This is a genomic window from Gordonia sp. NPDC057258 (genome assembly GCF_042668985.1).
Taxonomy (GTDB): domain Bacteria; phylum Actinomycetota; class Actinomycetes; order Mycobacteriales; family Mycobacteriaceae; genus Gordonia; species Gordonia hongkongensis.
This window is the reverse complement of sequence record NZ_JBHUXZ010000019.1, coordinates 61,780-86,388: the sequence shown is the minus strand read 5'-3', so window position 1 is coordinate 86,388 and position 24,609 is coordinate 61,780. Positions and strand designations below refer to the sequence as shown.

Here is a 24,609-nt window from a genome sequence, read left to right as displayed (position 1 = left end):
GCGCTGGCGGGTCGAGGGGCGCCCTCGGGGACCTCTGGGGGCTCGGTCGGTTGTGTGGGCGGCGCTGGTGTCGAGAGAGTCGAGGCTCCTCGGCGAGAGCGGTGCTCTCTTTGCGCGTGCGCGCGCGAGAGCGAGCGCGCTCGGCGTGCCGATCACGCCATTTTCCTCGGTCTAGGGCCGGGTCCTTAAGGGCCTGATCGAGCTGTTTTGTCGTTCTGGGTCGCTAGGTCTGTATTTCTTGAATCCCCTGGTGGAGGCGTAACGACCCGGTCCCCTCCTAAGGGAGGGGGACCGTGGGTCCTTAACTGGCCATAGGGACCCGGTAGGTCCTGGGTCCTTACGGGTCCTTAGGTCCTTATGGCCTATTCGGTGGGGTCTGAGGGGTGGGTTGTGAGGGTGGAGGCCTCGGTTTTGAGTGTGTCGATGGCGGCTGGGTAGGGCTTGGCGGGCTCCATCTTGTAGCCGCTGCGGGGGCTTAGGCGCGTTAGGTAGCCCTCGGATTCGAGGCAGTCGATGGTGGCGTAGACCTGTTCGCGGTTGGTGCCCATTTCGGCGCGGATGGATGTTTTGGTGAATGTCGGTACGGGGCGTCCGGCGCGTGCTGCCTCGAAGGTGTGGCGGGTGATGTAGGTCATGATCCGGGTGCGGCGTTCGGTTTCGTCGGCTGCGGCGGTGGAGAGGCTGGCCGGTGGTGCGCCGGGGTCGAGGCGGACTGTGGTGGTTGTGGGGGCGGTGCTGTCGATGGTGAGGGTGCCGAGAAGATGGCTTCGGTCGCTGGCCCGGTAGTCGGTTCCGTGGCGGCGGACTTGGCCGGGGCGGTCCTTGGCACAACGGACGGTGAGCTTGCCGAGGGCTCCGGGCGCGATGGGGTCTTTGGTGGTGTCGAGCATGTATGCGGCGCCGCTGATGTTGGAGAGCTTGGCTTGCGCGCCGAGGGGGTAGCGTCCGCGTCCGTCGTTGGACTTGGTGACGTGGTCGATGAGGAGGACGGCGGCGCCGGTGCGGGTTGCGATGGCGTTGGGGACGTCGCGCCACCAGCGGGTGATCTCGTCGTTGTCGTTGGAGTTGATGCCGTGGGTGGCCAGTGCTGCGGTGACGCCGTCGATGACGACGAGGTCATAGGGCGTGGCGAGGAGGGAGGCCCAACTGAGGTTGGTGGGGTCGGGTGCGGTTTCGGGTCGGCGGTAGTCGAGGTGGGTGGCGGCTTGTGCGGTGGTGATGCTCAGGAGTCGGAGGCGTTCGGCGATGAGGGCCGGGTCGTTTTCGTAGTCGAGGTAGAGGACTCGGCGGGCGGCGATGATCTGTTCGGCGGTGATGGCAAGCGCGACAAAAGATTTGCCGCTCTCGTTTTCGCCGAAGAGTGAGTGTGTGAGTCCTGGGTAGAGGAGGTTGATGCCGTCGGTGCGGCGCCACATGGTGGGGGTCGGCGGGGTGGCGGTGCCGTCCATGTGGTCGGTGAGGTCGATGGGGTCCCATGAGTCGGCGGAGCCTGCGTGGAGTTCGCGGTGTCGGCGTTGTTTGGCGCGTTCGGTGCCGACGATGCGGGCGTAGGCAAGCTGCTCTTGTTCGTCGATGGCGGCGTCGTCGGCGACGCTCTCGGCGGCGGGGTCGTCGAAGGCGGAGTCGGGGTCCTCGGGGTCTTCGGCGTCCGTGTCGGCGGTTGCCTCGTCGTCGGGCTCTGCGCCCTCGGCGGCGCCTTCTGCGGTCGGGCCTTGGCCTGTCGCCGCGTCGTCGTCGCTGCCAGCGCCGTCGGGCCGCGTTTCGTCTGCTGGGGGCGGGTTCCCGGCGGTGGGGATTTTTGCCGGCTCGGGTTCGGGCTCCGGGTCATCGGCGATGGTGGGCTCCGGGTCGACGGCGGGCTCGGGCGGTGGGAGGAGGTCGTCGGTGGCAGGTTGCGGTGTGCCCCATCCGAATTTGTCGGCCATACCGGAGTTGGGGGCCTCGGGGTCGGTGTAGGTCATTGCGCGCGCTCCTGCGGTTGTGTGGTGCGGATGGTGGGGGCGGTCAAGGGCCGGAGTTCGCCGGTGGCGAGTCGGTTGGTGATGTCGTCGACGGCTCCGGCGAATTGCCTGTTGTAATCGCCCAGTGCCTGTGTGGTCGGCTTGGCGGCGAGGAACGCCTCGGCGAGGCGGGTGAGGGCCTGTTGGCCGCCGGGGTGGCCGATCCACTGTTCGTTGCCGATGGCGGCGTTGAGGATGGCCGTGGTGCCGTTGCGGGCGGCGAGGTGTCGGCTGCGGGTGCTCATGTCGGCGATGTACCGCTCGGCGAGGTTGGTGAGGTAGTCGTCGGGCTCGGCGGTCCAGCCGGGGATGTGTGCGGCGCACCACTCATCGGCGGTGTCGGCTTGTTCGGCGTAGGTGGCGCCGCCGCCGCTGTGTTCGCCGGGGGTGCGTAGGGGTCGGCGGCTGCGGTTGTGGCGCGGGTCTTTGAGGAGGCGGGCGCACCACTTGTCCGGGAGGACGGGGAGGGCGTCGAAGTCGGGCAGGTCGAGGGGGTCGAGGACGGTGCCGTTAGGCGCGTGCCACTGATAGGGCAAGCCGTCGATGACTGACGGGGCAACCATCGCGTATCGGAAACCGAAGGCGAGTGTCTCGACGTGGGGCGGGAGGTCGCGGAACCGGAGGTAGTCGGCGCCACGTCGCCGGTGGTAGGTGAGGGTGCGGTCGCTGACTCGGTAAAGGTAGATGCCGGTGCGGTGCTCGGGGGCCGCGCTGATGGGCTCGCGGCGTGAGGACCAGACGGTGGGCGGCAGAGGGCCTAGCTTCGCTTCGAGGCGGGTGATGGTGGATCCGCCGGTCTTGTGGACGATGCCGCCGGTGGTGGTGACGTCGTAGGTGTCGATGTCGAGGCCGATGATGTTGTCCGCCAGTCGGATTCCGAGTAGTTGCCCGTCGGGCATGTTTGCGATGCGGGTGGCGAGGGTGCCGGGTTCGGGCAGGGCGACGTGTCCGGTGTACCCGGTTTCGGGGAAGCCTTTGCCGCCGTCGTCGGTGGGGTGGATTGGGATGGGGATGACGCCGCGTTGGGCGTAGCCGAGTGCGATTGCTTGGGTGGTGTTGGTCGGGGTGACCAGTGTTCCGACCTTGGCGCGCCAGTCGGCGTCTGTGCGGGTGCGGGGGTGCGTTAGTGCGTGCGGTTCGATTTTCACTCTGTCCTGCCTCTGCCGTTGCGGGTAGTGCCCTGCTAGCGGTTCGGCGGGTAGAATGACCGTGCGAGGTGGTGATTCGGTCCCAGACCGTTCCGCTGTTGTGAAGGCCCGTCGGATGTCTCCGGCGGGCTTTCGCGTTTGTTGGGGAGGTCTGGGAGGTCTGGGGGTGGTGGGAGTGAGCGGCGGAGCTGCTCGGGCTAGACGGGCACGCGTCCGTTGAAGACGTGCTCTAGTGCCGCCGGGGCGCTATCGGCGTGTATTAGGGCCTCGTCGCGTGCGAAGAGCTTTGCGAACCAGAGGTTGTCCTGTGGGCATGTGCAGTAGCGCGCGGCGCAGTTGGTTCCGATGACGATTCGCTTGTCGAGCGCGGCGGCGTAGCCGATCTCGCTGAGCGTTCCGTATGCGCTGAGTGCGTCGTCGTGGCCAAGCCAGGCGAAGAACAGGTCACAGTCTCGGATGGCCTGGATGCATCGGCCCTTGATGATTCGACGCATGGCTGTGGGGCTATCTGGTGCGATGCAACAGGAGTCGGTGCCGTTGCCGTGCATGCTGCTGCCGTGGGCGCAACCGTGGTCGTCAGCGGTCATGTAGGGGCCGACGTAGGCGTAGTGATCGTTGATCGGGAGTGTTGGCCATGTCGGGAGGTCGTAGTGCCGGTCGCTCTCGTAGTAGGTCGCGCCGTGTAGGCCTGGGACAACGTCGTGTCGCCAGTCGTTTTTGTCGATCTTTCCTGCGAGGTAGATCCGCGTGCGTGTCGTCATGCGGCGACCTCGGTTCCGGTTTCGTCGATCACTTTGGCACCGGCGAGGAGGGCGAAGAACCGTCCGCGCTCGGCCTCGGTGAGAGTGAGGTTGTCGAGTTCCTTGTCGAGTGCGTTGAGGGCGCGGAGAACCTTGACGCGGCGTCGGAGTTCGTCGGCTTCGGGGCGTCCGTGGGCGTTGGCGCACCGGCTGTGCGCTAGGCGTAGCTCGCGCTCGATGGCGGTCGTGGGGGCTTTCATTGGCATTGCGGGGTGTTCCTCTTCTGGTTGGGCTTGTGGCTGTAGGCTACGCCCGTTCTGTACGGGCTTCAAACACCGGATATGTTGTGCGAGTTAGTATTTACGCAAGCGCAAGACACTAAGACAGATACCCCGGCGCCCGGATGCACAACGCAATGAGTGGCGGGATGAGGGTGAGAAGCTCGTCGACCAGCTTGTCGTCGGTGCCGAGTTGGTCGAGCGCCATCCGTAGGGTGAGGTCGTCGGTGCAGCGCGCGGCGGTGAGAGTGGGCCGATAGCGGGCGGTTTCGCGGGGGGAACACTCTTTGACCGCTTGAGCTAGGTGCGTGATCCAGTTTGCAGCCAGTTGCTCGGCGGGTTTCAGGTTTTCGAGGTGGTCGACTAGCCAAATCCGGGTCGCATGCCGTGGGTACAGGAGACGGCGCTTGCGGCGTCGGCGTTCGGCGTCGCTTTCCAGAATGTGGTCCCGCGCCGTGATGGAGTTGAGCAACCGAATCGTGAGGGCGCGGGCGAGCGCGCGGCGGTCGGCTGGGTCGGTCGGTAGCTCGACGCGGCTCTCAGTGATGAAGCCGTCGACAGTGGCGTCGGCCAGCGCAAGCGCGTCCGTGGTCGTCAGCATTGAAGTTCTCCGAGGAGTCGTGCGACGACGACAGAGGCGGTCGCGGGGTCGGTGGCGGCGAGAGCGGCGTCGAGTCGTCGCCGTAGCTCTTCGAGGACACTGTCGGCGCCGGTGAGGGCAACACATGTGGCGGCGGCTCGGCTACGTCGTCGGTACAGGTCGGGGTCGGCCTTGGCGAGGTCGACGAGGTCGGTGGCGAGAGATCCGTACCGTGGTGATTCCGGCGGTAGACTGGGTGTGCTGTCGTTTACGCGCATGGACGACGCTCCTAGCGGGCCGCACCTTCTGAGGGGGTGCGGCCCGTTTGTCGTAGGTGGGTGGGCTTGCTCTTCTTCGGCTTCTTCGGGTATCGGCGCGTGTAGTACCGTTCGCCTCCGACTGTTCCGTGGAAGCTGTTGTTGGGCTGGGACTGTGCCCATTCACGACACTCGTCGAGTACCGGGCAGCTTGCGCAGACGAACGCGGCGGCGGTCATCCGCTCGCTGAGGGCGAAGGTGCTTTCGCTGGGCCGTTGGTCTCCGTCGAAGAGGGTGGGCTCTCGACGGCACCGCCCCTCGGTCGTGACAGAGCGCGGCGGCGGGGTGCGGGCGCGGCGGTTGTAGTCCGGCACTCCCCCAGCACCTCAGGCCTCGGTGACGAGGGTCGACGTGTACGTCTCGGTCAAGTAGTCGCGGAGGTCGCCAAGCCGGTATACGAGTTTGTGGCGCAGAACGAAACTGGGAGGCCCGCTGCGGCGGTTCCGCATGGTGCGGAGGCTGCCGACGGAGAAGCCGGTGAGCGCGGCGGCGACGTCGACAGAGACCATCCGCGAGTCGGGCGTCTCGTCGGTGACCTCGTCGGGGTCGGTGATGACTGGCCGCGCGATGATCGTCGGTGTTGGACGTTTGTCGTTGTGTCCCATGCTTTTACAACTTCCTTTGTTGGTTGGTGTTGCTCTGTTGTGGGCACATGTCTACGCCTGACTACACGACTTTGTCCAGCGCCAAAATTAGCTCTGAACAGGCATTATGTCCGGAGCTTGTGCAACTAGCCGTTGTGGTCCTGGGGATTTGGCCTTAGTTGGCTATTTGTGGGGTCGGTGGAGGGTTGAAAAATAATCGAGCCCGCACGCAGACCAGTGGTCAGTTGAGGTAGTCTGTGGTCATCCAAGCAACTCCGGTGAACAACGATGGGACTCCCCCGATGGCTACGAATGCTGTGCAAGCGGTGAAAGCGACGCCGAAGACGAAACGCGGCATACGCGATGGCGTGGCGGATCGGTGGCATTTCGCGAACAAGCTATTGCCAGAGGGCGAGAAGTGTGGCGGCGCGGCGTGCTCGTCGAAGTACGTGCCGACCAAACTGCACGGCAAGGGGTCTCGTTGGAACGCTCGGTTTGTTGACCGTAAGGGTGTCGAGCACAACAAGCGGTTCACCAAGAAGGACGACGCGCAACGATGGCTCGACGAGCAAATGGCGGACGTCACGCGCGACGAGTTTGTCCCGCGTGATCGCAGCGACATGACTGTGGGCGAGTTCGCCGAGTCTGTGTGGTTTGCGCGGGTGACGGCGATCAGGAAGCCGTCGACGGTGACAAGCTACCGGAATCGCTACAACGCGCATGTGGCGCCGCAATGGGGCGACGTGGCGCTGTCTGACGTGGACTTTGAGGGTGTCACGGCGTGGGTCGGGGCGTTGCTGAGTGGTGAGGCGTCGACTGTCAAGGGCGACAAGGGGTTGAGCCGCTCGTCGGTGTCGGAGTGTTTGGTGGTGCTCTCGGGGATTCTGGGCACGGCGATTAAGGCGGGTCGCCTGCGGCGCAACCACAACCCGTGCCGCGATGTCGAGTTGCCCAAGGCGAATAGTCAGGCGGTGGAGCGCCGGGTGTACTTGACGACGGCGCAGGTGCTTACGCTGGCGGCGGCGACGGTCGGCGAGGACGGCGACACCGAGAATGAGACCCTACTTCTCCTTCTAGCTGAGGTGGGCTTGCGCTTCGGCGAGGCGGCGGGTTTGCAGATCGGGGAAATTGACTTCGAGAGGCGGACGGCGTGGATCCGGCTCAATGCGGTCGAGACCTCGCACGGTGTCGTGTTGGGGTCGCCGAAGTCAGGTAATCCACGTCAGGTGAGTTTGTCGGCGTTCATCACGGATCGGTTGCGGGCGGTGTGCGTGGGGCGGAGTCCGCAGGCGTTCGTGTTTCAACAGGGCGGGCGCGCGGCGCGGGGTGAGTCGAGGCCCTTGCGCCGAAAGAATTGGGCGGCGCGGGTGTTTACGCCTGCCATCATTGCGGCGGGATTTGTTGACGCGGAGGGTAAGTCGCTCATTAACCCGCATGACTTGCGGCACACGGCGGCGTCGGAGATGGTCCGGCGAGGGTTGCACGTTCACCAAGTTCAGCGGCAGCTAGGACATAGCCGCGCGAGCATCACGCTCGATGTCTACTCCGACCTGTTCGCTGACGACTTGGGCTTGATTGGCGAGTCATGGGACCGCCATTACGTGAAGCTCCTGGGTGACGGCAAGGGGTCCGGCGGGCAGGTTCTCGTGGTGACGAAGAGCGCGGCAGTTGATACAAGCCGCAGTACAATATCTGCATGACGGCTGAGAGTTTCCTAGCGCTGGCCGGGTCTTCGGATCCGGTCAGCGTTCTGCGTTGCGCGGGGGCCGCTGTGGCGGGCGGTTGGCGCCATGGGTGACCTCACTCCGGGTGACCGGAAGATGCTGGCCCGGATGCGCGCCGACCGTGATCGCGGGACGGCTGCGGGTCGTCGACTCCCCTTGCCGGAGGGTGCGTCGTTCGTAGGCGGTGATGTCCACCGGGTCCTACGCGAGGGGGGTTACGTCGGCGGGTTCACCGTGGGCACCGATGAGGACGGTGGTCGGTTCGTGACCCTGTCGCAGTTCGATGACCCGTCGGCCTGGACCTCGGGGGTCTCATGACTACGGCGGCGACGACAGTGGGTGTAGGGCCGCGTGCCCGCATATTCGCTCTGGTGAGCCCGCTCGACGAGGGGCTCGTGGTCGGCATGGCGAAAGTCGAGCCCGGTCCGGTCGTCTACCGCCGTCGCGGCGGTGTCTGGACGCTGGATCGCGCGTTGCGTGCGCAGTTGGGCGCCCGGTCGCGGTCGCGGCGGCGCCCGGTGCTCCGTGAGCTGACGGTGCGGGCGATGATCGCTCAAGAGGTCCAGCGCTGGGACGCCGAGGAAGTCCGGCGGGCTGCTGCGGCCAGCGGGCTCTACGACGAACCGGCGGTGCGCCCTCGTCCGAATGCGCCGACGAGGGCGGCAGTGACCAACGCGCGGCGGATCGCGCGGGCTGCTCGGCGTGACTTTGTCGAAGCGCGGGAAAGTGAGCTACTCGCCGAGGTGATGGCGGAGCGTCGGCGGTCGGCAGACTTGATGAAGTCGCCCATGGTGGCCAGCGCCTCGAAGATGACCAGCGCGACCCAACGTGCGGCCATCCTTGAGGAGATGCGGCGGTCGCGGGAGTCGATGGAGCGAATGAGCGCGGTTCACGCGGAGTTGCGTGCGGGGGTTCGGTGATGAAGGTGCGTCAGGACTGGAATGCCATGCGCCGCTGGCTAATTGAGAGCTTCGGCGAGATGGAAGTCGACGACGTCATCGACATCGGTGATCGCGAGGCCGTCGAGGACCAGGAGGTCGTCGATTGCTGTGATGTCACCAAGCTCGACGACGGTTTCGTGGTCAGGCTGAGCCGAATCGCCCTCGTCGACGTCGTGGTTGTCGACGACGAGCTGTTGCCTGACCACTGGGACTACGGCGACGATCTAGCGACCGACGGACGGTTGTACTCGACGGACGTCGAACTCGTCGCCGCCATTGCCATCGGATGGTTCCGCGACCGCCTCCGCGTGGTGGGTCCGGAGGCGCTCGGGTTTACATTCTGCGGGGCCTGACGCGTGTCGCCGGAGGATGTAGGGCTGATCGCGGGCTAGCTTGCGAGGATGGCTCTGGCGGCGCTCATAGTTTCCATCGTCTCGCTTCTGGGGACGGTTGTCCTCGTAGTTATCCGGTGGCCGAGGGTGACTGTGATGCTTGAGCAGTGGACGCACGACAACTGCGGGACCGTGACTCAGCGGGTGCGGCTGGTGGTCGCGAATCACGGCAGTGAGCCGGTCACGGTTGCCAAGCTCGAACTTGGGGTCAGGCCGCGTGAGGGCTATGACGGGCGTGATCTCGACTACGACTTCGACTTGACGCACTGGCCGGAGTCGGTGCCGGAGGGTGAGTCGATTCCTGCGGAGATTCCGGCGCGGGGTGTGCGGGTGTGGGCCTACGACGAACCGCAGTTGTCGAGGTTCGTGACGGGCGATGAGTTGGTCGGGCGGGCAACCACCTTTAAGACGTTCCGGTTGGTGCCGATGTTCCTGCGGAGCAATCGGACCAGTGCCTATAAGACGTGGAAGTCGAGGCAGCGGGTCGTAAGGGTCTAACTCGCGGCGACGCGTACGCCTTTCGAGACATCGAACTCGACGAGGGCGAGTTGTGTCGCCTCCAGTTGCACGCGGTTAACGTCGATTTGAGTCGCGGTGGTGACGTCGACCGGCGACAACGTGACCGTGATGTTGTCGTCGAGGATGGCGATGCCGTTGGTTGGGAATGCCGGGGAGACAACGTATTTGAGCGCTAGGTTCTGCAAACCAAGGGCCAGGTGTAGTGCGCTCTCGATGCCGAGGAGTGCGACGGGTGTCAGGTAGTGGGTCTGGTCGTAGGCGGTCGAGAGCGCGGTGGCGAGGTCGGCGGCGGGGTTGCCGGTGCGGTCGACTTCGGTGATGTCGTCGTGAAGAACGTGCGGCTCATCGGCGATGACGCCGCCGCCGTGCCACAAGTACTTGCCCACCCGGTACTCGGTGGATCGCGGGAGGAGGGGCGTGATCGCTTCCCGTAGCTCGGCCTCGGTGCCGCACCGCGTCGGGATCCGGGAGTGTCCGGTGATGGCGAAGGGGCGGACCTCGTCGCCGAGGGGGACCTCGGGGAGGCTCGGGGGTCGGGTCGGCTCGCAGATGTCGGTGACCACGGTGGTGAAGCCTCGGTCCGGGTACTCGCTGATAGACGGCCCGCGTGACCATGGGCCGGGGGGTGCGTCGGCGCTGAGGGTGACGATGTCGAGGAGGCTGTGCCGCCGCGCGGTTGGGGTCGGAGCGGTCATCTGTGTCTCCTAGTTGCTATTTGGCCGGCTGTTCGCTGGTGGAAGGTTAGGCCCGCCGTCCGACCGAAATGAGTGATGAATCGGTCAAGCTGTCCGCCCTCGGAGAGAGTGAGGGTTGCACGCACTTCTACTAGTGGTCGGGCGGCGGGGTCGGGTTGCGGGGCGTCGCAGGCGGCGTCGAGAGGGAGGTCGATGAGATGGCCCTCAAGCCATACGGCAGGTGGTGAACCGCCGAACGGCTGGTCGCCTTACTGGCCACTGGGTCGAGGCTGACGTAGCCGACGGTGTGGCCTGAGTTGACGGCGCCCCGCAGGTCTAGGTGGCTGGCACGGTGGCCTCCAGCGGTTTGTGGGTCCGCGCGGCCTCGGCGGCGGTGGGGAGGCGGGGTCGGCATCCATTGGCAATGGCGTTGCAGAGCCAGAGGGTCCAGCGGGCTTCGATGCTCCGGACGTCGGGAAGCTGACGCGGGTCGTCGAAGACGAGGGCGCTGCGGGGGACGTTGGAGTCGTCGTGGAGGTCGACGAGGAGGCCTCGGCCTCGGAGTTCGGTGTCGACGATGTTCTCGGCCAGACGCCGATACCCGTTGGCCAACTGTGTCGCACGTAGCCGTTGATAGTCGGCGTGATAGCGCCCCGGCATGTCCTGCCACCGGGCGATGTCGTCGTCGCGGATGTCGTACTCCCGCGCGAACACCTCCGCCTCCAACATCGCGGGGTGTCCGCCCGCTAGGACGTGCGGGACGAGGTCTTCGAGCTCGGTGATGATCGCGGTTGCCCACGGTGCGAGGAGTCCATGGATCAAGTCGTCGCCGAGACCGTGCCAGCGCTGGGCCGCGCGGCGGGCGAACCGGAACGTGGCTTGGTTGCTCATCTTGCGAACGGTGCGGTCGATGTCCGGCGAGGTGCTGCCGAGGACTCGGGCGAGTGCGGCCAAGCGATCGTCGGCTGAGGTGCTCTCGTTGGCAAGGACGTGTGCGGCGTGTTCGGCGGATCCGGCGAGCTGGTCCTTGACGGCGTGGATCTCGGCGAGGGTCTGGGACTCTTCGAGGGCGATGTCGGCGAGGTCGGCGCGGCAGGCGAGGACGCTGGCGCTGGGGGTCACAGTGTCGGGCGCGTCCTCCAAGAGCTTGTCGAAGGCCTCTAGCGTCCGGGCGGCGCTCTCATAGGGCCGTAGAGCCTGCCATTGGGTTCCGTCGCGTCGACTCATCGGGTGTCTCCTGTCGTGGTGGTGGGGAGCGCTCTGGACGGGTCTGCCATGGCCTCACGAAGTAGGCGTCGACCGTTGGCCGGGGGGCGGATCGTCGTCTTGTCGCGGTGCTGGAGGTAGCGGTCCAACGCCGAGCCCGGTTGGCGTTGGACCTCGTCGGTGATCGCGGCGAGGGCGCGGAGGGCATCCCTCCGGATGGTGGCCAGGGTGTCGACGTCGGCGTTGCCGGTGCGGTGGGCGACCTTGGCGCGGAGCCAGAACGTCCGCACGATGGTCGCCCATGCGCGGATCGGGTCATCACTGAGGACGCGGAGGTCACGGTCGTCGAGTCCTCGGGGGCTGATGGCGCGGTCGACGAGCACGGCGAGGGCGTGACCTGGGGCGATGGGGTCGGTGCCGGGAATGGGCGGGTCGGTCGGGAACACGGCGAACGACCCGTCGAGGATCTCGCTGAACCTCGGTTCGCGGTGTCGGCGTCCGGCCATGCTGCTCAAGTTACGCGCGTACGCGCGTGTGCGCGAGCGTGAGTTCTGTTGTCGGCGTGTCGGTTTCGTTGTCCTGCGTTTGTGCAACTGTATTTGTGCTGGTGGTGGGTGGTGCGGGCTGTTGCTGTGTCTTGCTCTGTGACAACACCTTTGGTCGGTGCCACTTTTTCGCGGGTGCCCGGAGCTTGCGCGCGGCGCACGCGGCAAGCGTGACCGGGTCAGCACGGGCGTTCGGGGACCGCAGGGACCGCAGAGGGACCGCAGCACTCAGTTATTGGGGTGTGTTTGGGTGGGTGTTGGTGTTGCTTGTTCTCACTGGTCTCGGCGAGATAATCCGTTGTGCGCGTTGCCTATGTGCGGTGTTGAGGGTACTTGTTGGGTGTTGGAGTCACTTGGTTGCAAACGTCGAGACCAGAGGTCTTACACACCAGCGGTCAGGGGTTCGAATCCCTTTGCGCGCACTCCCCCGATTTCGTAGCTCAGACCCGCGCCCAGCGCGACTCCTAGCCGTGAAATCGCTACCGGCTCAACCACTCCCGCGTGTAGACGTCCTGCCAGCGCACCGAGATGTTGCGTCGGGCGGCAGCACTGCTCTCGGTCCCGAGGGTGTCGATCAGCACGTCGTCGACGATGTCGCGCACCTCGTCGGAGAGCGCGGGCAGGTCGTCGGCGTACCGAGCGATCAGGCCGACGCGCACACCGTCGACGGTGTCACCGGCGCCGTCGACCGAGACGAACACTGTCAACCGACCGAGTTCGCGGCGCGTCCGAACGGCGATGAGTTGCTTCACGACGCGGTCACTCGTGTTGACGCGCAGTTCGTCGGTCGCCAGGGTCCGGGCCGGCCGCCGAATCCGTTGCAGGCTGCCCGAGATCGAGGTGATCAGCCGATCGACGTCACCGATGGGTTCGTCGGCGGCGATCTGCTGTGTCGCCTCGACGAGCCAGGCGTCGGCGACGTCGGTGGCCTCGAAGTCGCGTCCGTGCTTGTCAGGCACCGACCTCGCCTCCCTCCGCGTCGTCGACGGTCTCCGTCGGTGTGATTCTCGGTTTACCAGGGTTCCACGGCGCCAAACGGGTCAACAGGAACTTCCGGCTCCGCTGGAGATGACCGCGCACCGATCCCGTGGTGATGCGCAACACCTGTCCGATTTCCTCGAGCGTAAGCCCCTCGACTTCCTTCAGCCACCACGCGGCGCGCGAATTGGCGGGGAGGTTGTCCAGTTCGGCGCGCAGCGCATCCATGAGCAGACTCCGTTCGGCCATGTCGGAGGGCAGCGGTCCGGCGGCCTCGAGTTCGGCGAACCGCTCGTCGTCGAACGGGACGTCGCGTCGGCGGCGGTGGTAGTCCACCGCCTTGCGGTGCGCGATGGCGAACATCCAGGTTCGGAAGCTGCTCCGGAAAGCGAAGTCGGGCAGCCCCTTCCACGCGTCGAGCAAAGTCTCCTGCGTGAGGTCCTCGGCGGTCTGCTGACCGTCGACCATCCGCAGCATGTATCGCAGCAGACCCGGGGTCACGCGCCGGACGAGCACGTCGAACGCCTCGGTGTCGCCGACGGCCGCCGCGCCGGCGAGTTCGTCATCACCGAGCTGGGAGAGGTCGAGTCCAACTAGGTCGGGCGGCTCCCTGTGAGCTGAATCACCGATATTCATGCGTGCAACTCCCCCCGTCCGTCCCGACTGACCTTACAGACGGATCGTGAACAGCCTTTGCGATCGCGCATCATCCGAACGCGGTCCGTCTACGAAGAAGACACGACGACCGAAGGAGTTCGACATGTCCGCAAGCGCCACCACCACCAAGGACGCCACCAAGGACGACGCCACCACCGTCGACGCCACGCGCACCGACGGCGCCGCGGGCCGTGCCCTCGCCCGCCGTGATCTGTCGGGCGACCGGGGACGCACCTCCATCGCCGACATCGTGGTCGCCAAGGTCGCCGGGATCGCCGCACGCGAGATCGACGGTGTCCACGACCTGGGCGGCACCACCGAGCGCGTGGTCGGCCGGGTCCGCGACGTCCTGCCCGGCACGACGGTGAGCACCACCCAGGGCATCGAGGTCGAGGTCGGCGAGCGTCAGGCCGCCGTGGACGTCTCGATCGTGGCCGAGTACGGCGTCGCGATTCATCAACTCGCAGCGGCCATTCGACGGAATGTGGTCTCGGCGATCGAGCAGATGACGGGTCTCGAGGTCACCGAGGTCAACATCACCGTGCACGACATCGCGTTCGGCGACGACGAGCAGGAGTCGAACACCACCCCGCGGGTCCAGTGATGACGTCGGACCTCCCGGCGGCGCGGACCGACGACGGGGGCCCACTGGCGGAACGCCTCGCCACCGCCGTCCTCGCCGTACCGGGCGTCCGTGACCTGCACAACGGCCTGTTCGGGGAGATCGCCACGTATCTCCCCGGGCGTCGGGTCCCGGGCGTGTCCCTCGCCGACGACCACGGCGAGGTCCACATCGTCGTCGACGCAGCGTACGACCTCCACGGCACTGCCGCGCGGGTACGCGATGTCACCGAGGAGCTCGCCGCGAGACCCGTCACGGTGACCGTGGCAGACATCAGCGTCAGCTCGAAGCCGACTCCGAAAGATGGTGAAGCGCAATGAACAACGCGATCGTGGGCCTGTTCGCCGGCCTGCTCCTCGCTCTGGCCGCCGTCGCCGGCGGGCTGGCCGGTTTCCTGCTGGCCATCGTGCTCGGCGCCGCGGGACTCGTGCTGGGACTCAACCGGGACGGCACCATCGATCTGGGCGCACTCCTGCGGAGCCGGGGTCGTGGCTGAGCACGAATCCGGCGGGCCCGCCCGGGATGCTCACCCGACCGCGGGTGACTCGCCGCCCGGCACGCTCACCGTCCCCGATCGCGTGATCGAGAAGATCGCGGCCCGAGCGGCTCTCGACATCCCGGGGGTCGTCCGCCATCGCGGTGGCGTCGGGTCGGTACTGGGAGTCGGTGAGCGGAACTTTCCCGACGCGGCCGTTCATGCGGGCGGCGCCAGGATCACCCTGTCCCTCGCCCTCGAATGGCCGTGCGCGGTCGCCGAGGTGTCCCGCACCACACGCGATCACGTCGCCGCCGAGGTCGAGCGACTCGCCGGGATCGTTCCGCTTCGCGTCGACGTGACGGTGTCCAAGTTCGAGCCACGACAGGCGATCCGGCGCCTGCAGAAGGGATACGTGGACCTGCCGCCGGTCTCCGACGAGCCCGAATACGACGACGTTGACGCCCACATTCGCGACAACGACCCGCGCCCCGACGACCCGGACCCGGACCCGGACCCGGACAACACCGACGCACTCACTCCGACCATCAGCATCGACACTGGGGTACGACGATGACGCAGACCGCACCCGAATCGGGTACCGCTCCTGTCGCGACCCTACGGAACACCGACGCCCAGAACGTCTTCCCACCTGCAGCTCTCCCGGGCGCTGCGATCGCCGGCGCAGCGTTGGGGCTCGCTCTCCTCGCTCTCGGCGCGGCAGCCGTACGCGACATCGCCGTCGACGCGAGCTGGCTGGACGGTCGTCCGTGGTCGGTCACCGCCGCCGAGTGGGTCGCAGAACTGCAGTGGCAGAACTGGATGTGGCCGGCCGCGATCGGGTCGATCTTCGTAGGCCTCGTCCTGCTGTGGATCGCGATCAAGCCTCGTCGCCGGACCCACCTCGAACTCGCCGCCGGCGAGGGGATGTGGACCCGCCCCGGAGACGTCGCCCGACGCTGCAGCGCCGCCGTGTCCGACCTGCCCGGCGTACTCGTCGCCGACACCGTGGTGACGCGACGGAAGGTCACCTGCACCGTCGGGGTGCGGAGACAGGTCGCCGACCGCGCCCTCATCGACAGCACGGTCGCCGCCGTGGCGGCCGATCTCGCCTCGTCACCGCGGGTTGTGGTGCGCGAGCGCGATCGAGGACCGAGGAGCGTCCGATGAATCGTCTTCCCGCAACCGCACATCGGCTGTCGGTCGGACTCGTGGCGCTGCTGCTCATCATCGTCGGCGTCGGAGCCGTGGCATGGAAGGTCGACGCCCAACCGGTGGCCGGGTGGGTCGACCGTCTCGACGAGCGTGCCGCTCTCGACGCCGCGCAGGCGTCCTGGTGGGTCTGGGTGTTGGCCGGCGTCGCCGTGATCGCGATCGGCTGGGGCCTGTTGTTGCTGGCCACCAGCGTACGGCCCCGCGCAGTGGACGACGCCCTGCTCGTCGGTTCCGATCAGACCGGAGCGCTCACCGTCGCACCGAAACTGATCGCGAACGCGGCAGCGACGGAACTGGCCGGGAACCCGCTGTTCCAGAAGGTGACCGCGAGAGCGATCGACGACCGGTCGCGCAGCATCATCCGGCTCGAGGTGTCGGCGACGCCGAATGGGAGCTTCGACGAGGTCACCGCGCCCGTCGCGGAGACCGTCGCCGCCATCCGTACCGCGCTCGGAGAGTCCGGAGTCCACGTCCAGGCTCTCATCCACCTCGACAGGTGACCCGAAGAAGCGACCCCGACGGACGGCCTCATCCGAGGCTGTCGTCGAACCAATGAGATGAAGGAGAAGAGAATGGGATTCAGCGACAAGGTCGGCAACAAGGCCGAGGACCTCTCGGGTAAGGCCAAGGAGGCCGCCGGCGATGTGACCGGTGACGACCAACTCAAGAGCGAGGGCAAGGGCGATCAGCTCTCCGCCGCCGTCAAAGACGGCGTGGAGAACGTCAAGGACGCCGCGTCGAACATCAAGGACAAGCTGACCGGCAAGTGATCATCGCCGCCGGCAGCCGAACCTCCCCGCCGGCGGTGACAGGGCGAATCCCGAAAGTGCTCAGCACCTTCGGGATTCGTCCTGTTGGGGCCAGGAACGGCCCGTCACGTCCCCTTGACGTTGAGGATCTGTCGCAGGGTGTGCTCGATGTCCACCAGATCGACGGCGTCGGCCATGACCTGATCGATGTCCTTGTACGCGTCCGGGATCTCGTCGACCCACTGCTCGCCGTGACGGTACTCGATCCCCGCCATCCGGGCGGCGAGATCGTCGGCGGTGAACCGCCTCCGCGCCTCGCTCCGCGAGAACCGCCGGCCGGCACCGTGCGGTGCCGAGCACAGGCCCGCGGGATTCCCCTTGCCACGCACCACATACGACCGCGTACCCATCGAACCCGGGATGACGCCCCGTACGCCCTCATGGGCGTCGATCGCACCCTTCCGGGTGAGCCAGACGTCCTGGCCCGCGTGCGACTCCCGCACGGTGTAGTTGTGGTGGCAATTGATCCGGTCCACCTCCAGGGATTCCGTTTCCTCGACGACGCCACCGGAGGCGTTGTCTGCGAACCACTTTCCGAACACCTCGACGAAGCGGTCCATCATCTCGGCGCGGTTCTCGAACGCGAACCGCTGCGCCCAGGACAGATCCCCCAGATAGGCGGTCAGTTCCGGGGTCCCCTGCGGCAGGTATGCGAGGTCGGCGTTCGGCAGCTTGATCCACCACTGGCGGCACAACCGCTGAGCGATCTTGATGTGCTTCTGCGCGATCTTGTTGCCGACGCCCCGCGAACCCGAGTGCAGGAACAGCCACACCACGTCGCCCTCGTCGAGGCACAGCTCGATGAAGTGGTTGCCACCGCCGAGCGAGCCCAGCTGCTCCCGCCACTTCGGCGAATGTGACAGGTCGACACCGTCTTTCGTCGCCTGTTCGGCGAGGGCATCAATGCGTGGCCGGGTGAACTCGAACCGGTCCAGACCGCGGTTGTAGTTGCCGGGCGACAGCGGGATCGCGTCCTCGATCGTCGCTCGCAGTCGCCCGAGGTCCATCCCGTCGATGTCCGCGGCGCGCAGGCGCGTCTGCACCGCGATCATGCCGCAACCGATGTCGACGCCGACGGCCGCGGGAATCACCGCACCGGTCGTCGGGATGACGGTGCCCACCGCGGAGCCCTTCCCGAAGTGTGCGTCGGGCATGAGGGCGATGTGCGGGTGCACGAACGGCAACCGGGCGGTCTCGGCCGCTTGGGTCAGGGTGTTGTCGTCCACGTGCGATGCATAGTTCAGCACCTTGGGCGACACCTTGGTCGGCATGGAGTTCTTCCTCTCGTGTGCGCCCGCGTCGACGGGCTCGCCCATCACACCGTCGAATCCGCTCGGCGGCAACCGCTTTTCCAGTCCACGATGCCACTCGCCGCAGGGACGGCACCCGTCGGCGTCAGTGAAGGATCTTTCATGTGCGACTCACGGAGACCTCATCGGGGTCCGTGACAGTGAGAACCGTTCCGCTCGGGACCGCCGGCGCAACGATCAGGCGATCCTCATCGATCTCGGGCTGCTCGGCCGTCCCGGAGAGCGCCGAGACGGCTCGGGCACGCGCGGTTACCTGCCGCCCGAGCAGGCCGTCGACGTCGCCCTGACCCCGGCGGCGGATGTCTTCGCCCTGGGCGTCACCCTCTTCGAGGCGTTGACGGGGCGACGACCATACGGCGCGGTCCCGCCGTGGTCCGAACGGGGCATCCGACGCCTGCGCACTCTGCGTCGCGCGACGTCGGCCACGACGCGCGACTCCGGATTTTCGACGAACCGCGCTCTACCCGATGTTCTGGCCGAACTGCTCGACCGGATGCTGGATCTCGAACCCGAGCAGCGACCTGGGATGGACTCCGTATGGCACCGACTCGACTCGATCGCGCGGGATGCGGAGAAGCGCCGACTCAGCCGATGACGCCGAGTGCCTTGTCCCAGACGGCGTTCTCGCGCACCTCGCCGGGACCGACCATGTCGGCGAAGACGATCGTGCCGTCCCGATCGACGAGAAAGGTCCCGCGGTTCGCGTAGCCGCGGTCCTCGTTGAACACCCCGTAGGCGCGCGCGGTGTCGCCGTGCGGCCAGAAGTCGGACAGCAGCGGGAACAGGAAACCCTGCGCGGCGGACCACACCTTGTGCGTGGGAGAGGGTCCGACCGAGATGGTCACCGTGGTCACGTCGTCGTTGTCGAAGCGGGGCTGCTGGTCACGGATGTAACCGAGCTCGCCCTGGCAGGTACCGGTGAACGCGAGCGGGAAGAACACGACGAGCACGTTGCGGTCGGATCGCAGGGTCGACAGCGACACGAGCTGGTTGTTCTGGTCGCGCAGGGCGAAATCCGGGGCCCGGTCACCGACGGTCAGGGGCGCAGAAGGCAGAGCACCGCTCATGCTTTCTTGCCCGCGCGGGCCTTGGGCTGGACCAGTCGGGCCGCCGACCAGTCACCGAGGCTGATGGCCGACGTCTGGGTGAGTCCCGCGGTCGGGGCCGCCTCGGCGATCTCACTCGGATCGACGTAGCCGGACTTGCCGGTCTTCGGCGACAACACCCACACGAAACCGTCTTCGGCGAGCGGACCGATCGCATCCATGAGGGCGTCGACGAGGTCGCCGTCGCCGTCGCGCCACCAGAGGACCACGACGTCGACGACGTCATCGGCATCCTCGTCGACCATCTCGGCGTCGATGGCGTCCTCGATGTCAGCGCGCAGTTCGTCGTCGGTGTCCTCGTCCCAGCCGAGTTCCTGCACGACCAAACCTGCGGTCAAGCCCAGTTTCTGGGCGTTGCTACCGTCTGTGGCGGCTACCACCGCGCGTGACCTCCTGAAGATTCGTGGATCGTTCTGTGCGTCGTCTGTGGCGAATCCGCGTGCGCTCCCGCACGCCGTTCGCCTGTCAGCATAGGCAACAGCCTAGAGCCTCACATTGCAAGCCGAACGCCGTCAGGGATTTCGGGCGTTTCGCACCGGTTCCGTGGCCGACCCGCCCGATCGTTACCCACAGCGGGGCGGAACAAACCGTACCCAGCGGCGCGAGGCGGACGGCGCCGTCAACCCCCGGGTCGCTCGGCCGACGTCGTGGCGGGAACCGACGGTCGAGGTGTGGCCGAGGACGTGGCCGGGAGCGGCGTGTAGGTACCGCACACATCGAGCAGGCGCTGTTTGGTGCGAGACCACTCGCTCGACACCGGGTTCAGGCCGGCACGCAGTTCGCGACTGATCGCGTTCTCGAGGCGTGCGGTCGACGCGAGGAACGCCCGCGCCGGCGTGGAGACGGCCGGTGGCGACGTCTCGGTGATCTTGGGGCGGATCTGGTCGGCACCGGCAATGAGACTGGCACGTGCCTTCTCGTCGAGATCCCCGACCCCGGCGTAGGTCTGTGCCGCGTTCAGCCGGGCGACGAAGGCGTTGAACCCGCGGACCATCACGACCATCGACGCCATCGACTCACGGCAGAGTTCGACACCCTCGGCACGCACCTCCGCAGCCGCCGAGGCGGACAGTTCGGAGCGGTACACCGCCACCTCGCCGGGCGCCGGCGCCCCCGCGCCATCGACGGTCGACGCGCACGCCCCCGACAGGGCCGCGCCGAGTGCGATCGTGGCCGCGGTCGCCGACCGGACGGCACGACCCCGGCGTCGCCCGTCGGCCGCGCCTCCTCGATCCGGCATCCACTCCCCCTACTGGTCAGTAACCTTTTCTGGACGCTACCGCATCACGCCGATCGGGACACGCGACACGGATCCACCCGGTGCCAAGCCACCCCACATGGGGCACGATGAGGGTAGGCGCCGCACCACATCGGAGTGCGGTGCCGACGCCATGCGGTCGGACCACCACCCCGAGTTCGGCCTGTCAGAGGGAGTAGGCATCACCGTGACCAACCAGATGGACCAAGCGACACAGGACGTCTCGCCGAGCGCCGCCGGGAACACCGGCCCCAGCTCGAACGGACGTGCCGCCGGACAACGAGTCCGGGTCATCCGTGAAGGAGTCGCGTCCTATCTGCCAGACATCGACCCCGACGAGACCGACGAGTGGCTCGACTCGTTCGACGCCCTCCTCGACGCCGCGGGCCCTGGTCGCGCCCGGTACCTGATGTTGCGTCTGCTCGAACGCGCCGGCGAGAAGCGGGTGTCGATCCCCGCGCTCACCTCCACCGACTACGTCAACACCATCCCGACCGAGGCCGAACCCTGGTTCCCCGGTGACGAGGACGTCGAACGCCGATTCCGCCAGATGATCCGGTGGAACGCCGCGATCATGGTGCACCGCGCACAGCGCCCGGGCGTCGGCGTGGGCGGCCACATCTCCACCTACGCCTCGTCGGCGTCGCTGTACGAGGTCGGCTTCAACCACTTCTTCCGCGGCAAGGACCATTCCGGCGGCGGCGACCACATCTTCATCCAGGGCCACGCCTCCCCGGGCATCTATGCCCGCGCCTACCTCGAGGGCCGCATCGACGAGGCCCGCATGGACGGGTTCCGGCAGGAGCACAGCCACGCCGGCGAGGGCGGCGGCCTGCCGTCGTACCCGCACCCGCGACTGATGCCGGACTTCTGGGAGTTCCCGACGGTGTCGATGGGCATCGGCCCCATGAATGCCGTCTACCAGGCGCGGTTCAACCACTACCTGCACGACCGCGGCATCAAGGACACCTCCGACCAGCACGTGTGGGCCTTCCTCGGCGACGGCGAGATGGACGAGCCGGAATCGCGCGGCTTCGCCAGCTTCGCGGCCACCGAGGGCCTCGACAACCTGACCTTCGTCATCAACTGCAACCTGCAGCGTCTCGACGGCCCGGTGCGCGGCAACGGCAAGATCATCCAGGAGCTCGAGTCGTTCTTCCGCGGCGCGGGCTGGAACGTCATCAAGGTCATCTGGGGCCGCGAGTGGGACTCGTTGCTGCACGCCGACCGTGACGGCGCGCTGGTCAACCTGATGAACACCACGCCCGACGGCGACTTCCAGACCTACAAGGCCAACGACGGCGCGTTCGTCCGCGAGCACTTCTTCAACCGCGACCCGCGCACGAAGGAACTCGTCAAGGACCTCTCCGACGCCGACATCTGGAACCTCAAGCGCGGCGGTCACGACTACCGCAAGATCCACGCCGCCTACGCGTCGGCGATGACCCACAAGGGCCAGCCGACGGTGATCCTGGCCCACACCATCAAGGGCTACACGCTGGGCAAGCACTTCGAGGGCCGCAACGCGACGCACCAGATGAAGAAGCTGACGCTCGACGATCTGAAGGCCTTCCGCGACAGCACTCGCATCCCGATCTCCGACGAGCAGCTCGAGAAGGACCCGTACCTGCCGCCGTACTACAACCCCGGCAAGGACTCGCCGGAGCTGCAGTACATGCTCGACCGGCGCAAGACCCTCGGCGGCTTCCTGCCGAGCCGCCGCACCAAGGCGAAGGTGCTGAAGGCCGACATGAGTTCGGCACTGAAGGCCACCGCGAAGGGCTCGGGCAAGCAGCAGGTCGCGACCACCATGGCGCTCGTGCGCGTCTTCAAGGATCTGTTGCGCGACAAGGAGGTCGGCAAGCGGATCGTGCCGATCATCCCGGACGAGGCTCGGACCTTCGGTATGGACTCATGGTTCCCGACCCTCAAGATCTACAACCGCAACGGACAGCTCTACACCTCGGTCGACGCCGAACTGATGCTCGCCTACAAGGAGAGCCCGGAGGGTCAGATCCTGCACGAGGGCATCAACGAGGCCGGGTCGGCAGCCAGCTTCGCCGCGGTCGGAACGTCGTACTCGACCCACGACGAGCCGATGATCCCGCTGTACATCTTCTATTCGATGTTCGGCTTCCAGCGCACCGGTGACAGCTTCTGGGCCGCCGCCGACCAGATGGCGCGCGGTTTCATCATCGGCGCGACCGCGGGCCGCACCACGCTGACCGGCGAGGGCCTGCAGCACGCCGACGGGCATTCGCCGCTGCTCGCCGCGACCAACCCCGCCGTCGTCTCCTACGATCCGGCCTTCGCCTACGAACTCGGCCACATCGTCGAGAGCGGCATGGAGCGCATGTTCGGCGAGGACCCGGAGAACGTCTTCTACTACCTGACCGTCTACAACGAGCCGATCAGTCAGCCGGCCAAGCCCGAGGGACTCGACCCGACCGGCATCGTCAAGGGTGCGTACCGGTTCCAGAAGGCGCCGGAGGGCAAGGAACACCCGGCCAACATCCTCGTGTCCGGCGTGACCATGCCCGACGCGCTGCGCGCCGCCGACATGCTCGCGGAGGAATGGAACGTCGGCGCCGACGTCTACTCGGTCACGTCGTGGAGCGAGCTCGCCCGGGACGGGATCCGCGCCGACCGCGAGGTACTGCGTGATCCGGCCGCCGAGCCGGCACCGGCGTACCTGACCGAGCTGCTCGCCGACGCCGCCGGCCCGTTCGTCGGTGTCAGCGACTACATGCGCGGCGTGCAGGAGCAGATCCGGGCATACCTCCCGGGCACCTACCTCACGCTGGGGACGGACGGGTTCGGGTTCTCCGACACGCGCCCGGCGGCGCGACGGTTCTTCAACGTCGACGCCGAGTCCATCGTCGTCGCGGTGCTCGTCGCGCTCGCCCGGGACGGCAACATCGAGATGTCGGTGGCCAAGCAGGCCGCCGACAAGTACCGGATCGACGACGTCTCGGCCGCACCCGAGCAGACCAGCGATCCGGGAGTCGCCTGACCGGTCGCGCCGACGGACACGGCCTCCACTCGCCCTCGGTCGGGGAACCCACCCCGGCCGAGGGGCTAGATTGAGGTCGTGTCCGATGCGCGCGTGAACAGGAAGCAGCCACCGGCTGACGTGTTCGGTGAGCGGGGCGCGCACGTACCGGCCCCCGCCACCGTGCACGACGCGCTGCCGGACACTCTTCTCCGGCGGGTCAAGCAGTACAGCGGCCGACTCGCCACCGAGGCGGTCCATTCGATGCAGGACCAGCTGCCCTATTTCTCCGACCTCGACGCCGCGCAGCGCGCGAGTGTGCAACTCGTCGTGCAGACCGCGGTGGTCAACTTCGTCGAGTGGATCCAGGACCCCGAGGGCAACGTGAAGTTCACGGTCCAGGCCTTCCAGGTGGTCCCGCAGGACCTCGCCCGCCGCATCACGCTGCTGCAGACCGTCGAGATGGTCCGCGTGGCCATGGAGTTCTTCGAGAAGTGGCTGCCGCTCCTCGCCCGCAACGATGCCCAGCTCCGTGCGCTGACCGAGTCGGTGCTGCGCTACGGACGCGAGATCGGTTTCGCCGCGGCAGCGATCTACGCCTCGGCCGCGGAGTCACGCGGGGCGTGGGACTCCCGGCTCGAGGCCCTCGTCGTCGACGCGGTGGTCCGCGGCGACACCGGGCCACAATTGCTCTCTCGCGCAGCGGCGCTCAACTGGGACTCGGATGCGCCGGCCACCGTGATAGTCGGGACGCCGCCCCCGGAACAGAACGTGTCGGTGCCACTGGCGATCCACAACACGGCCAAGTCCTTCGACCGGTCGGCCCTGTCGGTGGTGCAGGGTTCGGTGCTGGTGGCCATCGTGAGCGGTCCCGCCCGTCCGACCGAGAAGTTCGTCGGCGCACTGCTCTCCCACTTCGCCGACGGTCCGGTGGTGATCGGTCCGACCATGCCGAACCTCGGCAGCGCGCACTCGAGTGCCACCGAGGCCATGGCCGGGATCGAGGCGGTGGCCGGCTGGCCGAGCGCACCGCGGCCGGTCCACAGTCTCGAACTGCTACCCGAGCGCGCGCTCAACGGCGACGAGTCAGCGATGACCGCTTTGATCGAATCCCTCGTCCAGCCGCTCGCCGAGGGCGGTGCGACGCTGACCACCACTCTCGAGGCCTACCTCGACTCCGGCGGCTCGGTCGAGTCCTGCGCCCGAATTCTGTACATCCATCCAAATACGGTTCGCTACCGACTGAAGAAAATTTCGGAAATCACAGGACGTGACCCAACTAACCCGCGCGACGCCTACGTTCTGAGGGTCGCGTCGACGGTGGGTCGACTGACACACTTCCGGCACAAATCGCCATCATCTGCCACATGAGTCACACGGGTTTCATGTCCGATTCACCGTTTCCGCTGATAGGAGCCTTAACAACACGGTTCGGTAACAAATCTCAGACTGGTGACGAACCAGGTGATCTCTAGGTCTCCTTTGTGGGAACCCCACAAAAGCCCGCGACAAGCTTCATGCTTCTCCACACCCACATCC

32 protein-coding genes are annotated in these 24,609 nt (G+C 66.9%); 15 read left to right on the top strand and 17 right to left on the bottom strand.

Translation table 11 applies throughout. The annotated features are described in order from the left end of the window. Positions 1-362: 362 nt before the first annotated feature. The 8 genes from ACFUEJ_RS15000 to ACFUEJ_RS14965 all read right to left on the bottom strand — a co-directional run bounded on the left by ACFUEJ_RS15000 (position 363) and on the right by ACFUEJ_RS14965 (position 5,668). On the bottom strand, positions 363-1,961 hold the full coding sequence (locus tag ACFUEJ_RS15000) for an AAA family ATPase (RefSeq protein WP_388030263.1): 1,599 nt from the start codon (positions 1,959-1,961) through the stop codon (positions 363-365). Beyond that, positions 1,958-3,148, bottom strand: coding sequence for a bifunctional DNA primase/polymerase (locus ACFUEJ_RS14995; RefSeq protein ID WP_388030260.1), 1,191 nt, complete (start codon positions 3,146-3,148; stop codon positions 1,958-1,960). Before ACFUEJ_RS14995 ends, ACFUEJ_RS15000 begins: the two co-directional genes overlap by 4 nt. Positions 3,149-3,345: 197 nt before the next feature. Further along, on the bottom strand, positions 3,346-3,909 hold the full coding sequence (locus ACFUEJ_RS14990) for a hypothetical protein (RefSeq protein WP_388030258.1): 564 nt from the start codon (positions 3,907-3,909) through the stop codon (positions 3,346-3,348). Further along, positions 3,906-4,154, bottom strand: a complete 249-nt coding sequence (locus ACFUEJ_RS14985; RefSeq protein WP_388030255.1) for a hypothetical protein — start codon at positions 4,152-4,154, stop codon at positions 3,906-3,908. Before ACFUEJ_RS14985 ends, ACFUEJ_RS14990 begins: the two co-directional genes overlap by 4 nt. Before the next feature lie 112 nt (positions 4,155-4,266). Continuing rightward, complete coding sequence (locus ACFUEJ_RS14980; protein ID WP_388030252.1) at positions 4,267-4,767, bottom strand: hypothetical protein; 501 nt, start codon at positions 4,765-4,767, stop codon at positions 4,267-4,269. Next, positions 4,761-5,024, bottom strand: a complete 264-nt coding sequence (locus ACFUEJ_RS14975) for a hypothetical protein (protein WP_388030250.1) — start codon at positions 5,022-5,024, stop codon at positions 4,761-4,763. The genes ACFUEJ_RS14980 and ACFUEJ_RS14975 overlap by 7 nt, the downstream gene beginning before the upstream one ends. A gap of 11 nt (positions 5,025-5,035) precedes the next feature. Beyond that, positions 5,036-5,377, bottom strand: coding sequence for a WhiB family transcriptional regulator (locus ACFUEJ_RS14970; protein ID WP_388030248.1), 342 nt, complete (start codon positions 5,375-5,377; stop codon positions 5,036-5,038). Positions 5,378-5,389: 12 nt separating this feature from the next. After that, the gene (locus ACFUEJ_RS14965) at positions 5,390-5,668 is read right to left on the bottom strand and encodes a hypothetical protein (RefSeq protein ID WP_388030247.1); all 279 of its coding nucleotides are present in this window, start codon (positions 5,666-5,668) and stop codon (positions 5,390-5,392) included. Positions 5,669-5,973: 305 nt separating this feature from the next. Between ACFUEJ_RS14965 and ACFUEJ_RS14960 the strand changes: the two genes are divergently transcribed. The 5 genes from ACFUEJ_RS14960 (at position 5,974) to ACFUEJ_RS14940 (ending at position 9,202) form a co-directional block, all read left to right on the top strand. Beyond that, complete coding sequence (locus ACFUEJ_RS14960; protein WP_388030245.1) at positions 5,974-7,347, top strand: tyrosine-type recombinase/integrase; 1,374 nt, start codon at positions 5,974-5,976, stop codon at positions 7,345-7,347. A 90-nt stretch (positions 7,348-7,437) separates the two neighbouring features. Continuing rightward, the gene (locus tag ACFUEJ_RS14955; RefSeq protein ID WP_388030243.1) at positions 7,438-7,689 is read left to right on the top strand and encodes a hypothetical protein; all 252 of its coding nucleotides are present in this window, start codon (positions 7,438-7,440) and stop codon (positions 7,687-7,689) included. A 53-nt stretch (positions 7,690-7,742) separates the two neighbouring features. Continuing rightward, on the top strand, positions 7,743-8,291 hold the full coding sequence (locus tag ACFUEJ_RS14950; protein ID WP_388030241.1) for a hypothetical protein: 549 nt from the start codon (positions 7,743-7,745) through the stop codon (positions 8,289-8,291). Beyond that, positions 8,291-8,665, top strand: a complete 375-nt coding sequence (locus ACFUEJ_RS14945) for a hypothetical protein (protein WP_388030238.1) — start codon at positions 8,291-8,293, stop codon at positions 8,663-8,665. Before ACFUEJ_RS14950 ends, ACFUEJ_RS14945 begins: the two co-directional genes overlap by 1 nt. A gap of 48 nt (positions 8,666-8,713) precedes the next feature. After that, on the top strand, positions 8,714-9,202 hold the full coding sequence (locus ACFUEJ_RS14940; protein WP_388030236.1) for a hypothetical protein: 489 nt from the start codon (positions 8,714-8,716) through the stop codon (positions 9,200-9,202). Here the strand turns inward: ACFUEJ_RS14940 and ACFUEJ_RS14935 are convergent. The 5 genes from ACFUEJ_RS14935 to ACFUEJ_RS14915 form a co-directional block, all read right to left on the bottom strand. Then, positions 9,199-9,918 (bottom strand): hypothetical protein, encoded by a 720-nt coding sequence (locus tag ACFUEJ_RS14935; protein ID WP_388030233.1) that lies wholly within the window; start codon positions 9,916-9,918, stop codon positions 9,199-9,201. The genes ACFUEJ_RS14940 and ACFUEJ_RS14935 overlap by 4 nt on opposite strands. Before the next feature lie 315 nt (positions 9,919-10,233). Further along, entirely contained in the window at positions 10,234-11,124 is an 891-nt protein-coding gene (locus tag ACFUEJ_RS14930) for a hypothetical protein (RefSeq protein ID WP_388030231.1), read from the bottom strand. Then, positions 11,121-11,609: a hypothetical protein gene (locus ACFUEJ_RS14925; protein ID WP_388030228.1), complete on the bottom strand. Its 489-nt coding sequence runs from the start codon at positions 11,607-11,609 to the stop codon at positions 11,121-11,123. Before ACFUEJ_RS14925 ends, ACFUEJ_RS14930 begins: the two co-directional genes overlap by 4 nt. A 518-nt stretch (positions 11,610-12,127) precedes the next feature. Continuing rightward, positions 12,128-12,607: a hypothetical protein gene (locus ACFUEJ_RS14920; protein ID WP_388030225.1), complete on the bottom strand. Its 480-nt coding sequence runs from the start codon at positions 12,605-12,607 to the stop codon at positions 12,128-12,130. Continuing rightward, the gene (locus tag ACFUEJ_RS14915; protein WP_388030222.1) at positions 12,600-13,262 is read right to left on the bottom strand and encodes an RNA polymerase sigma factor; all 663 of its coding nucleotides are present in this window, start codon (positions 13,260-13,262) and stop codon (positions 12,600-12,602) included. Before ACFUEJ_RS14915 ends, ACFUEJ_RS14920 begins: the two co-directional genes overlap by 8 nt. Positions 13,263-13,386: 124 nt before the next feature. Between ACFUEJ_RS14915 and ACFUEJ_RS14910 the strand changes: the two genes are divergently transcribed. The 7 genes from ACFUEJ_RS14910 (at position 13,387) to ACFUEJ_RS14880 (ending at position 16,365) form a co-directional block, all read left to right on the top strand. Further along, the gene (locus ACFUEJ_RS14910; protein WP_388030219.1) at positions 13,387-13,887 is read left to right on the top strand and encodes an Asp23/Gls24 family envelope stress response protein; all 501 of its coding nucleotides are present in this window, start codon (positions 13,387-13,389) and stop codon (positions 13,885-13,887) included. After that, positions 13,887-14,225, top strand: coding sequence for a hypothetical protein (locus tag ACFUEJ_RS14905; RefSeq protein ID WP_247449588.1), 339 nt, complete (start codon positions 13,887-13,889; stop codon positions 14,223-14,225). Before ACFUEJ_RS14910 ends, ACFUEJ_RS14905 begins: the two co-directional genes overlap by 1 nt. Continuing rightward, entirely contained in the window at positions 14,222-14,401 is a 180-nt protein-coding gene (locus tag ACFUEJ_RS14900) for a DUF2273 domain-containing protein (RefSeq protein WP_065630080.1), read from the top strand. Before ACFUEJ_RS14905 ends, ACFUEJ_RS14900 begins: the two co-directional genes overlap by 4 nt. Further along, entirely contained in the window at positions 14,394-14,957 is a 564-nt protein-coding gene (locus ACFUEJ_RS14895; RefSeq protein WP_388030217.1) for an Asp23/Gls24 family envelope stress response protein, read from the top strand. Before ACFUEJ_RS14900 ends, ACFUEJ_RS14895 begins: the two co-directional genes overlap by 8 nt. Next, positions 14,954-15,550, top strand: coding sequence for a hypothetical protein (locus ACFUEJ_RS14890; RefSeq protein ID WP_388030214.1), 597 nt, complete (start codon positions 14,954-14,956; stop codon positions 15,548-15,550). Before ACFUEJ_RS14895 ends, ACFUEJ_RS14890 begins: the two co-directional genes overlap by 4 nt. Continuing rightward, positions 15,547-16,095, top strand: a complete 549-nt coding sequence (locus tag ACFUEJ_RS14885; protein WP_388030212.1) for a hypothetical protein — start codon at positions 15,547-15,549, stop codon at positions 16,093-16,095. The genes ACFUEJ_RS14890 and ACFUEJ_RS14885 overlap by 4 nt, the downstream gene beginning before the upstream one ends. A 72-nt stretch (positions 16,096-16,167) precedes the next feature. After that, a complete protein-coding gene (locus ACFUEJ_RS14880) occupies positions 16,168-16,365 on the top strand; it encodes a CsbD family protein (RefSeq protein WP_058252045.1) in 198 nt (65 codons plus the stop codon). A 104-nt stretch (positions 16,366-16,469) separates the two neighbouring features. On the opposite strand, the gene ACFUEJ_RS14875 is transcribed toward ACFUEJ_RS14880, so the two are convergent. Beyond that, the gene (locus ACFUEJ_RS14875; protein ID WP_338855425.1) at positions 16,470-17,675 is read right to left on the bottom strand and encodes an RtcB family protein; all 1,206 of its coding nucleotides are present in this window, start codon (positions 17,673-17,675) and stop codon (positions 16,470-16,472) included. Between ACFUEJ_RS14875 and ACFUEJ_RS14870 the strand changes: the two genes are divergently transcribed. After that, the gene (locus tag ACFUEJ_RS14870; protein ID WP_388030209.1) at positions 17,674-18,309 is read left to right on the top strand and encodes a protein kinase; all 636 of its coding nucleotides are present in this window, start codon (positions 17,674-17,676) and stop codon (positions 18,307-18,309) included. The genes ACFUEJ_RS14875 and ACFUEJ_RS14870 overlap by 2 nt on opposite strands. Here the strand turns inward: ACFUEJ_RS14870 and ACFUEJ_RS14865 are convergent. The 3 genes from ACFUEJ_RS14865 to ACFUEJ_RS14855 all read right to left on the bottom strand — a co-directional run bounded on the left by ACFUEJ_RS14865 (position 18,299) and on the right by ACFUEJ_RS14855 (position 20,060). Then, positions 18,299-18,781: a peroxiredoxin gene (locus ACFUEJ_RS14865; RefSeq protein WP_388030206.1), complete on the bottom strand. Its 483-nt coding sequence runs from the start codon at positions 18,779-18,781 to the stop codon at positions 18,299-18,301. The genes ACFUEJ_RS14870 and ACFUEJ_RS14865 overlap by 11 nt on opposite strands. Continuing rightward, positions 18,778-19,200: a DUF3052 domain-containing protein gene (locus ACFUEJ_RS14860; RefSeq protein ID WP_058252048.1), complete on the bottom strand. Its 423-nt coding sequence runs from the start codon at positions 19,198-19,200 to the stop codon at positions 18,778-18,780. The genes ACFUEJ_RS14865 and ACFUEJ_RS14860 overlap by 4 nt, the downstream gene beginning before the upstream one ends. Positions 19,201-19,439: 239 nt before the next feature. Then, a complete protein-coding gene (locus ACFUEJ_RS14855) occupies positions 19,440-20,060 on the bottom strand; it encodes a hypothetical protein (RefSeq protein WP_211539352.1) in 621 nt (206 codons plus the stop codon). 151 nt (positions 20,061-20,211) lie between these two features. Between ACFUEJ_RS14855 and aceE the strand changes: the two genes are divergently transcribed. Both aceE and ACFUEJ_RS14845 read left to right on the top strand, forming a co-directional pair. Then, a complete protein-coding gene (gene aceE, locus ACFUEJ_RS14850) occupies positions 20,212-23,091 on the top strand; it encodes a pyruvate dehydrogenase (acetyl-transferring), homodimeric type (protein WP_388030275.1) in 2,880 nt (959 codons plus the stop codon). A 78-nt stretch (positions 23,092-23,169) separates the two neighbouring features. Continuing rightward, on the top strand, positions 23,170-24,441 hold the full coding sequence (locus tag ACFUEJ_RS14845) for a CdaR family transcriptional regulator (RefSeq protein ID WP_068971890.1): 1,272 nt from the start codon (positions 23,170-23,172) through the stop codon (positions 24,439-24,441). The last annotated feature ends 168 nt before the right edge of the window (positions 24,442-24,609 follow it).